This is a genomic window from Lacrimispora sp. BS-2, from assembly GCF_040207125.1.
Lineage (GTDB): Bacteria > Bacillota > Clostridia > Lachnospirales > Lachnospiraceae > Lacrimispora.
This window is the reverse complement of record NZ_CP157940.1, coordinates 1,613,372-1,627,679: the sequence shown is the minus strand read 5'-3', so window position 1 is coordinate 1,627,679 and position 14,308 is coordinate 1,613,372. Positions and strand designations below refer to the sequence as shown.

The window sequence follows — 14,308 nt, the reverse complement described above, 5'->3', positions numbered from 1 at the left end:
ATTGATGGAGGGAAAACAAATGGCAGCAATTACAGCTGGAATGGTAAAAGAATTAAGAGAGATGACCGGCGCGGGCATGATGGATTGCAAGAAAGCTCTTGCACAGACAGATGGAGATATGGAAAAAGCAGTGGAGTTCTTAAGAGAAAAAGGACTTGCAGCTGCTTCTAAGAAGGCAGGAAGAATTGCGGCAGAGGGCATTGTTACCACTGTTGTGACCGGAGACGGAAAGTCTGCAGCAATCGTTGAAGTAAACAGCGAGACAGACTTTGTTGCAAAGAACGCTCAGTTCCAGGAATATGTTGCAGATGTTGCAGCTCAGGCCCTTGCTTCCCAGGCAAAAGACATGGATGCATTCCTTACAGAGACATGGATAAAAGACAGCTCCTTAACCGTTGCTCAGGCATTGTCCAGCCAGATCGCAGTGATCGGTGAAAATATGAACATCAGAAGATTTGAAAAGATCGCTACTGACGGTGTGGTTGTTGATTATATCCATGGCGGCGGAAGAATCGGTGTTTTGATCGAAGCGGAAGCAGAAGTGGTAAATGATGCGGTAAAGGAAGCTTTAAAGAATATTGCTATGCAGATCGCTGCATTAACACCAAAGTATGTGAGGAGAGATGAAATTTCTCAGGAATTCATTGCTCATGAGACAGAAATCTTAAAGGCACAGGCTAAGAATGAGAACCCGGATAAGCCGGACAACATTCTTGAGAAGATGATCGTAGGCCGTTTAAACAAGGAATTAAAAGAATTCTGTCTTGTTGACCAGGCTTATGTAAAAGACGGAGATTTAACAGTCGGCAAGTACTTAGAGCAGGTTTCTAAGGAAGTCGGCGGTAAGGTAGATGTGAAGAAGTTCGTTCGCTTTGAAACTGGCGAAGGCCTTGAAAAGAAGGAAGACAACTTTGCAGAAGAGGTTGCAAAGCAGATGCAGTAATCTTGTAACAGGATTCTGGGGGGAATCCCATGGGTATCCATGGGATTTTTCTTTTAAGACAGTGTCCGTTTACCATTGACAGATGTTTCCATATTAGCGAACATCACTATACCAAAGGAGTTGAGGAAAGTGGCTAAATATATTTTAAAGCGTATCGCTATGGCGATTGTAACCATCTTTGCTGTTGCATCGGTTACTTTCTTTGTCATGAATATGGTGCCAGGCGGCCCCTTCATGTCTGAGAAGGCTATCAGTCCACAGGCCCAGGCGGCCCTTAATGAAAAGTACGGCCTGGACAAACCATTAAGCGAACAGTATACGACCTATATGAAGGATTTGCTTCACGGCAATCTGGGCTTGAGTGTAAAACAGCGTGGCCGTACAGTAAATATGATCATTGAAACAAAGTTCCCTGTATCTGCAAGAATCGGCGGGATGGCAATCCTGACTGCTGTTCTTGTTGGTGTTCCATTAGGCAGTATTGCTGCATTCAAGCGCGGAACCGCTGTTGATAATATCATTATTATCTTCAGTACATGCGGTATCGCGGTACCAAGCTTTGTGGTATGTACTATTTTAATGTATGTTTTAAGCTTGAAGCTGGGACTTCTTCCTACGTTTGGACTGGCATCGTGGAAAAACTACATTATGCCCGTAATGGCTTTGTCATTTTACCCGTCCTCTTATATCGCACGTCTGATGCGTTCATCCATGCTGGATGTTATGGGGCAGGATTACATGCGAACAGCTCGTGCGAAAGGGCTTTCCCAGATGGTCAGCATCTTTAAGCATGCACTTCGTAATGCGATTCTTCCGGTCGTTACATACTTAGGACCGCTTTTAGCCTATACCGTAACAGGAAGCTTTATTGTTGAGAAGATATTTACGATTCCAGGTCTGGGATCTGAATTCATTGGTTCCATTACAGGACGTGACTATCCTCTTATTATGGGTACTACGATTTTCCTTGCTACTTTAATGGTTATCATGAATGTGCTGGTTGACGTTGCTTATAAATTCATCGATCCGCGGATTAATCTGAAGTAAGGGAAAGGAGAAAGAAGATGCCAAAGAATAAATTATCATTGCAGCTTAATGTGGAAGACTTTCTCCCGGCAAGTGATGCAGAAAAAGAAAGCCTAACTGTCATGCGTAAGAGCGTTGGATTTTGGAAGGATGGAATCAGGCGCCTTAAAAAGAACAAGATTTCAATGGTCAGCCTCGCTGTGATCATTATTGTATTTATATTGTCCTTTATTGTTCCTGAGTTTTACCCATATAGCTATGAGCAGCAGATCCGCGGAAGCGAAAATCTTGCTCCCATGCAGTATTCCCAAAAGGAACTGACTGCCATGGACGCGGGAGAGGATGTATTTCCTCATATTTTAGGAACGGATAGTCTGGGACGTGACTATGCGGTCCGTGTCATGATGGGAAGCCGTGTTTCCCTGATGGTCGGTCTGATCGCTTCCTGTATCATTTTACTTATCGGCTCCATTTACGGTTCCATTGCAGGCTTTTTCGGCGGCTGGGTGGATATGATCATGATGCGTATTGTTGATATGATTTATACGGTTCCGGACATTCTGATTATCGTATTGCTTTCCGTTGCCTTTGACCAGCCTCTAAAAGCCTTGTCTCAAAAGCCAGGTTTTCAGTGGATCCAGGTCATCGGTGTAAATCTGATCAGTATTTTCGTTGTATTTGCCCTGCTTTACTGGGTGGGTATGGCCCGTATCGTGCGAAGCCAGATCCTGATTTTAAAGGAACAGGAATATGTAACCGCGGCAAGGGCCCTTGGTGCCTCCAGCGGTCATATCATTAAGAAGCATTTGCTTACAAACTGCATTGGTACTTTGATTGTTACGACTACACTGCAGATTCCGTCCTCGATTTTTACGGAAAGCTTTTTGAGTTTCCTTGGCCTTGGCGTTGCTGCACCCATGCCTTCTTTAGGAAGCCTTGCAAGTGCCGCATTAAATGGTCTGCAAAGCTATCCTCACCGTTTGTTTGCACCGGCTTTTGCAATTTCTATTATTATTTTAAGTTTCAATCTGTTGGGCGATGGTCTGCGTGATGCATTCGATCCAAAACTGAAAGATTAAGGAGGAGAGATCAATGAGTGAATATTTGGTTAATATTGAAAATGAACGTCTTTCCTTCTTTACTCCTGCAGGAGAAGTTAAGGCTCTTAATGATGTATCCCTTCATCTTCGTGAGGGAGAGGTTCTTGGCATTGTTGGCGAGTCCGGTTCCGGCAAGTCTGTAACAGCTTACAGCCTTATGGGCCTTACCGCTTATCCCGGACGCTTGATCGGCGGATCCCTTCAGTTTAACGGCCACCAGATTGAGCGGATGACAGAGAAGGAAATGAGAAAGATCCGTGGAAATGAAATTTCAATTATTTTCCAGGATCCCATGACCAGCTTAAATCCGGTTTATACCATTGGAAACCAGATTACGGAAGTGATCATGCTCCATACAAATAAAAATAAGCAGCAGGCAAATGAAAGAGCAAGAGAACTTCTTGCCCTGGTAGGAATCAATGAGCCGGATAAGCGTTTGAAGCAGTACCCTCATGAGCTGTCCGGTGGTATGCGTCAGCGTGTCATGATTGCCATTGCCCTTGCGTGCGAACCAAAGCTTTTAATCGCAGATGAGCCGACTACGGCTCTTGATGTGACCATTCAGGCGCAGATTCTGGAACTGATGATGGAACTCAAAGAAAAGCTTGGAATGGCAATCATCATGATCACTCACGACCTGGGTGTTGTTGCTAACATGTGCGACCGCATTGCAGTTATGTATGCAGGAAAAGTAGTGGAATATGGTGATACAAATGATATTTTCTATAATCCAAGCCATGAATATACAAAAGGATTGATTCGCAGCATTCCAAAGCTTACGGAAAAAGAACATAACAAGCTGGTTCCCATTGAAGGAAGCCCTGTTGATATGCTGAATCCGCCGGCTGGCTGTCCTTTTGCACCCAGATGCAGGGCCTGCATGAAGATTTGTCTGCGTGAAATGCCGCCGTATACGGATATATCTGATATTCACTATAGTGCCTGCTGGCTGCTTCAGAAACAGGAGTATGAACAGGCGCAGAAGGGAGACGCATGATGGACAATAAATATCTTGTAGAGGTTAAGAATTTACAGCAGTATTTCCCTGTTGCCGGAGGCAAGTTATTTGAGAAGAAGGTCGTAAAGGCAGTAGATGACGTTTCCTTTGGAATCAAAAAGGGTGAAACTCTGGGACTGGTTGGAGAATCAGGCTGCGGAAAAACTACCACAGGCCGTACTCTGCTCAGGCTTTATGAGCCTACCGCAGGAAAGATTTTCTTTGACGGAGAAGATATTACCAAGGTAAATATGCTCCCTTACCGTCAGAAGATGCAGATCGTGTTCCAGGATCCCTATGCCAGTCTGGATCCCCGTATGACCGTTGGGGATATTATCGGCGAAGCGATTGATATCCATCATCTAGCTTCCAGTAAAAAGGATCGTACCGATCAGATCATTTCCGTGCTCTCTACCGTAGGACTTAATTCAGAGCATGCAAACCGTTATCCTCATGAATTTTCCGGTGGTCAGCGTCAGCGTGTGGGCATTGCCCGTGCTCTTGCAGTGAACCCTCAGTTCATTGTCTGTGACGAGCCGGTATCGGCGCTGGATGTTTCCATTCAGGCACAGGTTGTCAATATGTTTGAACAGCTTCAGGAAGAAATGGGCCTGACCTACCTGTTTATTGCCCATGATCTTTCTATTGTGAAGCACATCTCCAACCGGATCGGCGTTATGTACTTAGGAAAAATGGTAGAGCTTGCAGACAGCTATGAACTGACCTTCCACAGTGTGCATCCATATACCAAGAGTCTGATTTCTGCTATTCCTATTGCAGACCCGGAAATCAGCCGTAAATCAAAGAGAATTGTCTTGGAAGGGGATGTACCAAGCCCGGTAAATCCGCCATCCGGCTGCCGTTTCCGCACCCGGTGCCCTTATGCAGACGAGCTTTGCGCTGCGCAAGAACCGGAGTGGAGAGAGGTTTCTTCCGGCCATTATGCAGCATGCCACCACCTGGACAAAGTAAACTGATTTCCATTGCCATTTTATGGTTTTTATGCTATGCTAAGAATTGATCGGCACAACAAGCGTATATCGTGTTGCTGTGCCGATTAATATATTTTGTAGGAGGGAATTTATGAAAAAAATGTCACTTGTATTGGCTGCTGTCATGGCAACCGGCATGATTCTTTCCGCCTGTGGCGGTAATAAATCGGCTGGCCCATCTGCAGGCGGTACCACTGCCTCGGCAAACGGGGAGACAACCACCCCCGCAGGAGGAACATCAGGAGGCCTTGACCTTTCAGTTCAGGTCGGCCCGGATCCGGAAAGTATTGATCCCGCTTTAAATAGTGCGGCCGATGGTGCTAACGTAATCGTACATGCATTTGAAACCCTGATGATCGTGGATTCAGAAAACAAGATTGTTCCTGGTCAGGCGGAGTCTTATGATGTATCCGAGGATGGGATGACCTATACCTTCCACCTTCGTGACGGTCTGAAATGGAGTGATGGAACTCCTTTGACTGCCAATGACTTTGTGTACTCATGGAAGAGACTGGCAGATCCTGAGACGGCAGCTCCTTATGCAGCGGATATGCTGGGCTATGTAAAGGGCTATGAAGAGGCTGCGGCCGGAGACCTGGATGCACTTGGCGTTTCCGCTTCCGATGACAAGACCCTTGTAGTAGAATTATCCGCTCCCTGCGTATATTTCTCAAAGCTTGTTACCCATGCTTCCATGGTTCCTGTACAGCAGGCATCTGTAGAGGCGAATGGGGAACAGTGGAGTTTAAAGCCTGAGACTTATATATCCAACGGACCTTTAAAGATGATCGAATGGGTTCCAGGCTCTCATATTACTTTTGCAAGAAATGAAAATTACTGGAATGCAGATAAGATTACTTTAAATACTTTAAAATTCGTCCTGATGGAAGATGCCAATGCAGCTTACAGCGCTTATCAGACCGGCGAAGTATCCATGATTAAGGATGTGCCTACAGAGGAGATTCCGGCTCTTAAGGACAAAGAAGAGTTCCATGTAGAACCGGGCATGGGTATTTCCTATATAGATTTCCAAAACCAGAAGGAGCCATTTACTAATCCGGATGTGCGTAAAGCCTTAAGCCTTGCGATTGACCGTGATTATCTGGCTAATACTGTTATGCAGGGTATTGGTGCTCCTGCATCAAACTTTGTTCCCCGCGGCGTTTCTGATGCGGAGGGCGGAACCTTTTTTGAGGATGTAACACGGAAGAACAACGGCGGCGACTTCTTTAACATTGAAGATTATGAAGCAGATGTTGCAAAGGCAAAAGAGCTTCTTGCAAAGGCCGGATATCCTGATGGAAAGGGCTTCCCGATTGTTGAGTACATGACCAATGATGCAGGCTATAACAAACCGGTGGCAGAATACTTACAGAGCTGCTGGAAAGAAGCACTTGGCATTAGCGTGGACATTAAGATCATTGAGTGGGCTACCTTTACCCCTACCCGCCGCGCCGGCGATTATCAGATTGCGCGTGATTCATGGAGTCTTGATTATGATGATCCTTCCAATCTGCTGAATTTAATGATGTCTACAAGCGGCAATAACAATGCCATGTACAAAAATCCGGAGCTTGACAAGCTGCTCAATGAAGCAAACTCTACCGCTGATGTTGCAGAACATTATGCGAAGCTTCATGAGGCGGAAAACATAATCCTTAACGATGCTGCCATTGCTCCTATTAATTATAGGAATGAATTCTGGTTACAGGATCCTAAGTTAAAGGGAACATGGTATTCTCCGTATGGCTACTGGTTCTTCCAGTATGCTACCATGGAATAAGAAAAATCTGTTGTTTATAAGTAGCACCCGGGAATATTCCCGGGTGTTTTTCTGTCTGTGTAATCTTATCTGATAAACTATTTTCCCGTTGCTATTTTGCTGTTTTTGTGTTATGCTAAAAAATAAGTCGCCGCAGTATCTGGTTAAAGCGTTATTGCGTTGATAGAATATGATTTTTATTAGGAGGGAATTTATGAAAAAAATGTCACTTGTGTTGGCTGCTGTTATGGCCTCCGGTATGATTCTTTCCGCTTGCGGCGGAAATAATACTGCAGGCACAAAAGCAGGCTCTGACACAAACACAACTGCGGCAGCCGGCGGCGAAACCACAGCTCCCGCGAATGGAACATCCACAGCACTTGATCTTGCAGTACAGGTTGGACCAAATCCCGAAACAATTGACCCGGCATTGAACAGCGCCGCAGATGGTGCAAATATAATTGTTCATGCATTTGAACCTCTGATGATCGTTGATCCAGAGAACAAGATTGTGGGTGGTCAGGCTGAATCTTTTGATGTATCTGAGGATGGCCTTACCTATACCTTCCATCTTCGTGACGGCTTAAAGTGGAGTGATGGCACACCACTGACAGCTGAGGATTTTGTATTTTCCTGGAAGAGACTTGCTGATCCCAACACAGCTGCTCCGTATGCAGGAGATATGTTAGGCTATGTAAAGGGATATGAAGAGGCAGCGGCAGGCGATCTGGATGCGCTGGCTGTTTCCGCTCCGGATGATAAGACCTTTGTGGTTGAGTTATCAGTTCCCTGTGTATATTTTTCAAAGCTGATCACTCATGCATCCATGGTTCCGGTACAAAAAGCTACGATTGAAGCAAATGGCGATCAGTGGACCTTAAAGCCGGAAGCTTATGTAAGCAATGGTCCTTTAAAGATGGTTGAATGGGTACCAGGTTCCCACATCACCTTTGGTAAAAATGAAAATTACTGGAATGCAGAGAAGGTTACTTTAAATACCTTGAAATTTGTTCTGATGGAAGATGGAAATGCGACTTACAGCGCATATCAGGCTGGAGAAGTTTCCATGATCAAGACCCTTCCTACGGAAGAAATCCCAAGTCTTAGAGAGACCGAGGATTTCCAGATCGGATCCACCATGGGGACATATTATATAAGCTTCCAGACCCAGAAGGAACCGTTTAATAACCCGGATGTACGTAAGGCACTTAGCCTTGCAATTGACCGTGACTATGTTGCCAATACTGTTATGCAGGGAATTTATGCCCCGGCAACGAATTTCGTTGGACCTGGCATCTCTGATGCAGAAAATGGTTCTTCCTTTGAAGAGGTGACCCGTAAGAATAATAGCGGCGATTTCTTTAATGTTGCCGATCATGAAGCTGATGTTGCCAAGGCAAAAGAACTTCTTGCAAAAGCAGGCTATCCGGATGGTCAGGGATTCCCTACCATTGAATACATGACCAATGACCAGCTGTTCCATAAACCATTAGCTGAGTATTTACAGAGCTGCTGGAAGGAAGCGCTGGGAGTTAATATGGACATTAAGATCGTTGAATGGTCTACCTTTACACCTACCCGCCGTGCAGGAGATTTCCAGATCGCACGTAACGGCTGGTTATTAGATTATGACGACCCATCCAATATGCTGAACTTATTTAAGTCCACCAGCGGTAATAACGATGGTAAGTACAACAACCCTGAAGTTGATAAGAAGCTTGATGAAGCAAACTCCACTTCTGATGTTGCAAAGCACTATGCATTGCTGCACGAAGCAGAGAACATGATTTTAGAGGATTCCGCTATCGCTCCGGTTGCTTACTACAGCCAGCCGTGGTTACAGGATCCCAAGTTAAAAGGCACATGGTATTCTCCATATGGATACTGGTTCTTCCAGTATGCTACCATGGAGCAGTAAAGATTGTCTGAATTTAAAAAACACCCGGGAAATAATTCCCGGGTGTTTTGTTTTTATCCGGTCTTTGCTCCCTGCCTGCAAACTTCCTCTTTCCAACCATCCGAAAGTATGCTATAATCTCCTAAGACAATACAAAAGTACAGGAGAGTTAAGGCTATGAATCCAAGACGTGTATTATTAAAACTCAGTGGCGAAGCTCTTGCTGGTGCGAATAAGACGGGCTTTGACGAAGCTACTGTTAAAGAGGTTGCACGGCAGGTTAAAATATCCGTGGAGGCAGGTGTCGAAGTTGGCATTGTTATTGGCGGAGGTAACTTCTGGAGAGGCAGAACCAGCGATGCCATTGACCGTCCAAAGGCGGATCAGATCGGCATACTTGCTACAATAATGAATTGCATTTATGTTTCCGAGATTTTTCGTAATGCCGGGATGGGTACTCAGATACTGACCCCGTTTGAATGTGGTTCCATGACAGAGCTTTTTTCTAAGGACAGGGCTAACATGTATTTTGCAGAAGGCAAAGTTGTATTTTTTGCCGGAGGAACAGGTCATCCTTATTTTTCAACCGATACAGGCATTGCGCTTCGCGCCATTGAAATGGATGCGGATTGCATTTTACTGGCAAAGGCCATTGACGGCGTATATGACAGCGATCCGAAGACAAATCCCAATGCTGTTAAATATGATAAGATCTCCATTCAGGAGGTCATTGAAAAGCAGCTTGGTGTCATTGATTTAACAGCTTCCATCATGTGTATGGAAAATAAGATGCCCCTTGCTGTATTCAGCTTAAATGAAAAAGATAGCATTGCCAATGCAATGCAAGGAAAAATAAACGGTACCATAGTGACCGCATAAACCAGGAGGACGATATGCAGGAGAGTTTACAGGTTTACGAAGACAAGATGAACAAGACATTAAAAGCGCTGGAGAATGAATACATGACAATCCGCGCAGGACGTGCCAACCCCCATGTACTGGATAAAATAAAAGTGGATTATTATGGAACGCCAACCCCCATCCAGCAGGTCGGCAATATTTCCATTCCGGAAGCCCGGATGATCGTGATCCAGCCATGGGAGAAGAGCCTGTTAAAGGCAATTGAAAAAGCAATTCTCACCTCTGAACTTGGAATTAACCCGACTAATGACGGCAATGTAATCCGTCTTGTATTTCCGGAACTCACTGAGGAACGCAGAAAAGATCTGGTAAAGGATGTAAAGAAAAAGGGAGAGGCAGCAAAGATTGCTATCCGTAACATCCGCCGGGATGCCAATGACTTGTTTAAAAAGCAGTTAAAGGCAGATGAAATTTCAGAAGATGAACAGGCAGAGGCTGAAGATAAAATTCAGAAGCTGACAGACAAGATGATCGCCCAGGTAGACAAAATGATTGAAGAAAAGTCAAAGGATCTTCTTACTGTATAAAAATGTTGAACAGGGGCAGGCATTTTGCCTGTCCTGTTTTATATATCAGGAAATTCTGTTGGAATTCCCTGATATATAAAACAGCGCTCCGCTAGGAGGCGCACTCCGCGCTAAGGAAGTATGGTTGCTAAAGCAACCGCGCTCCGGCGCAAGAGTCTGCTTTGCAGACTCTTTATTCTGTTTTAAAAGGAGCGGCATTATATGGATAAAATGAACGGGAACATGGTGATTCCGGAGCATGTGGCAATTATATTGGATGGCAATGGCAGATGGGCAAAAAAACGGGGGCTTCCAAGAAGCGTGGGCCACAAAGAAGGATGCGTGACTGTAGAAAGAACGGTGGAGGACGCAGCAAGGCTTGGAATTAAGTATCTGACGGTTTACGGTTTTTCAACGGAAAACTGGAAACGCACTTCAGATGAAGTGGGAGCCTTAATGCAGCTGTTCCGCTATTATATGGTCAGGCTTTTAAAAGTCGCCAAGGCCAATAATGTGCGTGTAAAGATGATCGGTGACAGGAAACGGTTTGACCAGGATATTGTAGAGGGAATCGGTAAACTGGTGGAAGAGACGAAAGGCAATACAGGCCTTACCTTTATCATTGCGGTCAATTACGGCGGCCGTGATGAAATTGTCCGGGCTGTCAGGGAGATCATGAAGGATTCGGCGGAAGGTAAGCTTTTGCCGGAGAATATGACGGAAGAAGTTTTTTCTTCTTATCTGGACACAGAGGGAATTCCGGACCCGGACCTTCTCATACGCACCAGCGGGGAGCTGCGGCTTTCCAACTACCTGCTGTGGCAGCTGGCCTATACGGAACTCTATGTCACGGATTGCTTTTGGCCTGATTTTAATATGGAAGAGATGAAAAAGGCAATTGCAGCGTACAATAGTAGGGAACGAAGATTTGGGGGAGTGAAGTGATTCGGAGGGAGGAAACGCCATGTTTACAACCAGACTGATAAGCGGAGTCATTCTCGTTATAATTGCTCTTTTTACAGTTGGAAGCGGGGGAGTCTTGCTTTTTGCCACAACCATTTTCATTTCCATGATTGGTTTGTTTGAGTTGTATCGTGTGATGAAAATACAGAAAAACCCACTGGGATTTATGGGATATTTAACGACCTTGTCCTATTATGGGCTGCTGTGGTTTCGCGGAGAGCAGTTTATGATGCTCATGTCCATTGCATTTTTGATGATCCTTATGAGTATTTATGTATTTGCCTTTCCAAAGTATCAGATGGAAGAGGTGACTGTGGCCTTTTTTGGAGTTTTTTATGTTGCTGTCATGCTGTCCTATCTTTATCAGGTCCGGACCATGGCAGACGGGAAATATCTGGTGTGGCTGGTATTTTTAAGCTCATGGGGATGTGATACCTGTGCTTATTGCGTGGGAATGCTTATTGGGAAGCACAGGCTGGCTCCTGTACTCAGCCCAAAGAAGTCCATAGAAGGGGCAATCGGCGGAGTGGCCGGTGCAGCACTTTTAGGAGTTCTTTATGCGTCTGTTTTTGGAGGGTCCATGACGGAGATGCGTAATCCCCAGGCAGCCTGCGGACTGGCCTGTGCCATTGGGGCGGTAATCTCCCAGATTGGGGATCTGGCTGCATCTGCAATAAAACGCAATCACCAGGTAAAGGATTATGGAAAATTAATTCCGGGCCATGGGGGAATTCTGGACCGCTTTGACAGCATGCTTTTTACGGCTCCTGCCATTTATTTTGCGGTGACATTTTTACGTTAAAGGATCATTTGGCCTGGATTTTGGAAACACCTTACAAGGTAAGCCTTTTTCCCGGAAAGAATGGCGGTAAATTGGAAAAGAAAAGGAGTAAGCGGCATAAGATGAGGAAAATAGCAATTCTGGGTTCAACGGGATCCATCGGAAAACAAACTCTGGAGGTGGCTGAAAATCAAAAGGATATAGAAGTGACTGCTCTGGCGGCAGGCAGCAATATCTGCCTGTTAGAGGAACAGATCAGAAAGTTCCATCCGAAGATGGCATGCGTGTGGAGAGAAGATAAGGCCAGGGAACTGGCGGCATCGGTAAAGGATCTGCCGGTCCGTATTGTTTCCGGAATGGAGGGACTTATTGAAGTTGCTACGGAATGCTCTGCAGAAATTGTGGTCACTGCCATAGTGGGGATGATAGGAATCCGTCCTACCATTGCAGCCATTGAGGCTGGAAAGGATATTGCTCTTGCCAATAAGGAGACCCTTGTAACTGCCGGGCACATCATTATGCCATTGGCTAAAGAACGGGGGGTGAGGATTCTTCCTGTGGACAGCGAGCACAGCGCTATTTTTCAGTGCTTGAACGGAGAAGATAAAAAAGCAATCCATAAGATCCTTCTGACGGCATCCGGCGGCCCTTTTCGTGGAAAAACCAGAAAAGAGATAGAGTCTGTGCAGGTGGAGGATGCTTTAAAACATCCCAACTGGTCTATGGGCAGGAAGATTACCATTGATTCCTCTACCATGGTCAATAAGGGTCTTGAAGTGATGGAAGCAAAGTGGCTCTTTGGCGTGGAAATGGACCAGGTGCAGGTGGTGATCCAGCCTAAGAGCGTGATTCATTCCATGGTGGAGTTTGAGGATGGAGCGGTTATGGCGCAGCTTGGAACCCCGGATATGAAGCTCCCGATCCAGTATGCGCTTTTCTATCCGGAGAGGAGATTTCTTCCCGGTGACCGTCTGGATTTCTGGAGTATCGGTCAAATAACTTTTGAAAAACCAGATATGGTAAATTTTCCCGGTTTAAAATTGGCATATCTTGCCGGAAAAAAAGGCGGAACACTTCCAACGGTTTTCAATGCTGCCAATGAAAGGGCAGTTGCCAAATTTTTAAATAGAGAAATTACATATCCGGCAATAACTGATATGATAGAGGGAGCTATGAACGGGCATACTATAAAAGAGAATCCCACAATAGAGGAAATTCTTGAAGCAGAGGCTGCAGCTTATGAATATATAGAAAGCAGGTGGTAAATTGTCCAGCGTTATCGTAGCGATTCTGGTTTTTGGACTGATCGTTTTAATTCATGAATTAGGGCATTTTTTATTCGCAAAAATAAACGGGATCGCGGTGGTTGAGTTTTCAATCGGCATGGGGCCAAGGCTGGTCCGCTTTAAAAAAGGTGAGACCCTTTATTCCATTAAGGCACTGCCCCTCGGCGGTTCCTGTATGATGCTTGGGGAAGATGAGGAAAACCCCGATGAGCGGGCGTTCCAGAACAAATCAATTCCGGCCAGGATGTCAGTGATTGCGGCCGGTCCCATATTTAATTTTATTTTAGCCTTTTTTCTGGCAGTGCTTCTTGTAGGAATGAACGGATATGATACTACCTATATAAAGGAAGTAACCGAAAGTTCACCTGCTTATGAGGCAGGAATCCGTCCGGGAGATAAGCTTCTCCAGATCAATGGGGAAAATGTATCCATGTATCGGGATTATATTCTTTATAAGCTTTTAAAGCCTGAGGAAAAGATGAATCTTGTGGAATTTTCCAGGCTTGATTCCTCTACAGGCAATATAAGTACCCACTCTGTTTCCGTTACTCCCCAGTATTCAGAGGATAGCGGAAAATATTTAATCGGCATTATCATTGCACCTGAGAATCAGAAGGCCGCCTCTTTTGGCCAGCTTGTAAAATATGGATACATGGAAATGAAATACGATGTAAAGCTGACAGTAAAAAGCCTTGGTATGCTCTTTACCGGAAAGGCAAGCGTCAATGATTTAAGCGGCCCTGTGGGCATTGTGGTCATGATCGATGATTCAGTTAAGGCCGGACTTACGGTCAGCGTTGCAGCGGCACTTATGAATGTGATCAGCATGTGTATTCTGCTGAGTGCAAACCTGGGCGTTATGAATCTTCTTCCCATCCCTGCCCTTGACGGAGGAAGGCTTTTATTTCTGATTATTGAAGCCATCAGAGGAAAGCGCATGGATCCGGAGAAAGAGGGCTTGGTAAATCTGATCAGCATGGCGGCTCTTATGGCCCTCATGATATTTGTAGTATTTAATGATATCAGCAGATTTACGTGAGCAAACCATAATTAATCAGGTAACGGCCAAAGGAATATACTTATATGGTTACCTGATGGCTGCCATAATAACCGGATGAAACCCGTAAAGCGGGT

The 14,308-nt window shown here is 45.2% G+C and carries 13 protein-coding genes; all 13 read left to right on the top strand.

Translation table 11 applies throughout. The annotated features are described in order from the left end of the window. Positions 1 to 19 precede the first annotated feature (19 nt). The 13 genes from tsf (at position 20) to rseP (ending at position 14,213) form a co-directional block, all read left to right on the top strand. Positions 20 to 943, top strand: coding sequence for a translation elongation factor Ts (gene tsf, locus ABFV83_RS07730; RefSeq protein ID WP_349948309.1), 924 nt, complete (start codon positions 20 to 22; stop codon positions 941 to 943). A 129-nt stretch (positions 944 to 1,072) separates the two neighbouring features. Then, positions 1,073 to 1,990 carry an ABC transporter permease gene (locus tag ABFV83_RS07725; RefSeq protein ID WP_349948308.1) on the top strand — a complete coding sequence of 306 codons (918 nt, stop codon included), beginning with the start codon at positions 1,073 to 1,075 and terminating at the stop codon, positions 1,988 to 1,990. 17 nt (positions 1,991 to 2,007) lie between these two features. Next, positions 2,008 to 3,048, top strand: coding sequence for an ABC transporter permease (locus tag ABFV83_RS07720; RefSeq protein ID WP_349948307.1), 1,041 nt, complete (start codon positions 2,008 to 2,010; stop codon positions 3,046 to 3,048). 13 nt (positions 3,049 to 3,061) lie between these two features. Further along, positions 3,062 to 4,066 (top strand): ABC transporter ATP-binding protein, encoded by a 1,005-nt coding sequence (locus tag ABFV83_RS07715; protein ID WP_349948306.1) that lies wholly within the window; start codon positions 3,062 to 3,064, stop codon positions 4,064 to 4,066. Next, positions 4,066 to 5,043: an oligopeptide/dipeptide ABC transporter ATP-binding protein gene (locus ABFV83_RS07710; RefSeq protein WP_349948891.1), complete on the top strand. Its 978-nt coding sequence runs from the start codon at positions 4,066 to 4,068 to the stop codon at positions 5,041 to 5,043. Before ABFV83_RS07715 ends, ABFV83_RS07710 begins: the two co-directional genes overlap by 1 nt. Positions 5,044 to 5,149: 106 nt before the next feature. Continuing rightward, complete coding sequence (locus ABFV83_RS07705; RefSeq protein ID WP_349948305.1) at positions 5,150 to 6,841, top strand: peptide ABC transporter substrate-binding protein; 1,692 nt, start codon at positions 5,150 to 5,152, stop codon at positions 6,839 to 6,841. 193 nt (positions 6,842 to 7,034) lie between these two features. Next, on the top strand, positions 7,035 to 8,738 hold the full coding sequence (locus ABFV83_RS07700) for a peptide ABC transporter substrate-binding protein (RefSeq protein ID WP_349948304.1): 1,704 nt from the start codon (positions 7,035 to 7,037) through the stop codon (positions 8,736 to 8,738). A gap of 156 nt (positions 8,739 to 8,894) precedes the next feature. Beyond that, positions 8,895 to 9,596, top strand: a complete 702-nt coding sequence (gene pyrH / locus ABFV83_RS07695; RefSeq protein WP_349948303.1) for a UMP kinase — start codon at positions 8,895 to 8,897, stop codon at positions 9,594 to 9,596. A gap of 14 nt (positions 9,597 to 9,610) precedes the next feature. Then, on the top strand, positions 9,611 to 10,165 hold the full coding sequence (frr, locus tag ABFV83_RS07690; RefSeq protein WP_349948302.1) for a ribosome recycling factor: 555 nt from the start codon (positions 9,611 to 9,613) through the stop codon (positions 10,163 to 10,165). Between the two features lie 201 nt (positions 10,166 to 10,366). Beyond that, complete coding sequence (locus tag ABFV83_RS07685; RefSeq protein ID WP_349948301.1) at positions 10,367 to 11,089, top strand: isoprenyl transferase; 723 nt, start codon at positions 10,367 to 10,369, stop codon at positions 11,087 to 11,089. A gap of 19 nt (positions 11,090 to 11,108) precedes the next feature. Continuing rightward, positions 11,109 to 11,909, top strand: a complete 801-nt coding sequence (locus ABFV83_RS07680; RefSeq protein WP_349948300.1) for a phosphatidate cytidylyltransferase — start codon at positions 11,109 to 11,111, stop codon at positions 11,907 to 11,909. Positions 11,910 to 12,010: 101 nt separating this feature from the next. Further along, positions 12,011 to 13,153, top strand: a complete 1,143-nt coding sequence (locus tag ABFV83_RS07675; protein WP_349948299.1) for a 1-deoxy-D-xylulose-5-phosphate reductoisomerase — start codon at positions 12,011 to 12,013, stop codon at positions 13,151 to 13,153. A 1-nt stretch (position 13,154) separates the two neighbouring features. Then, the gene (gene rseP / locus ABFV83_RS07670; RefSeq protein ID WP_349948298.1) at positions 13,155 to 14,213 is read left to right on the top strand and encodes an RIP metalloprotease RseP; all 1,059 of its coding nucleotides are present in this window, start codon (positions 13,155 to 13,157) and stop codon (positions 14,211 to 14,213) included. Positions 14,214 to 14,308: the final 95 nt, after the last annotated feature.

Coding starts and splice junctions, on each gene's coding strand:
- ABFV83_RS07720 (WP_349948307.1), top strand. CDS start 2,008: ATGCCAAAGAATAAATTATCATTGCAGCTTAATGTGGAAGACTTTCTC.
- frr (WP_349948302.1), top strand. CDS start 9,611: ATGCAGGAGAGTTTACAGGTTTACGAAGACAAGATGAACAAGACATTA.
- ABFV83_RS07710 (WP_349948891.1), top strand. CDS start 4,066: ATGGACAATAAATATCTTGTAGAGGTTAAGAATTTACAGCAGTATTTC.
- ABFV83_RS07715 (WP_349948306.1), top strand. CDS start 3,062: ATGAGTGAATATTTGGTTAATATTGAAAATGAACGTCTTTCCTTCTTT.
- ABFV83_RS07680 (WP_349948300.1), top strand. CDS start 11,109: ATGTTTACAACCAGACTGATAAGCGGAGTCATTCTCGTTATAATTGCT.
- tsf (WP_349948309.1), top strand. CDS start 20: ATGGCAGCAATTACAGCTGGAATGGTAAAAGAATTAAGAGAGATGACC.
- ABFV83_RS07705 (WP_349948305.1), top strand. CDS start 5,150: ATGAAAAAAATGTCACTTGTATTGGCTGCTGTCATGGCAACCGGCATG.
- ABFV83_RS07685 (WP_349948301.1), top strand. CDS start 10,367: ATGGATAAAATGAACGGGAACATGGTGATTCCGGAGCATGTGGCAATT.
- pyrH (WP_349948303.1), top strand. CDS start 8,895: ATGAATCCAAGACGTGTATTATTAAAACTCAGTGGCGAAGCTCTTGCT.
- ABFV83_RS07700 (WP_349948304.1), top strand. CDS start 7,035: ATGAAAAAAATGTCACTTGTGTTGGCTGCTGTTATGGCCTCCGGTATG.
- ABFV83_RS07675 (WP_349948299.1), top strand. CDS start 12,011: ATGAGGAAAATAGCAATTCTGGGTTCAACGGGATCCATCGGAAAACAA.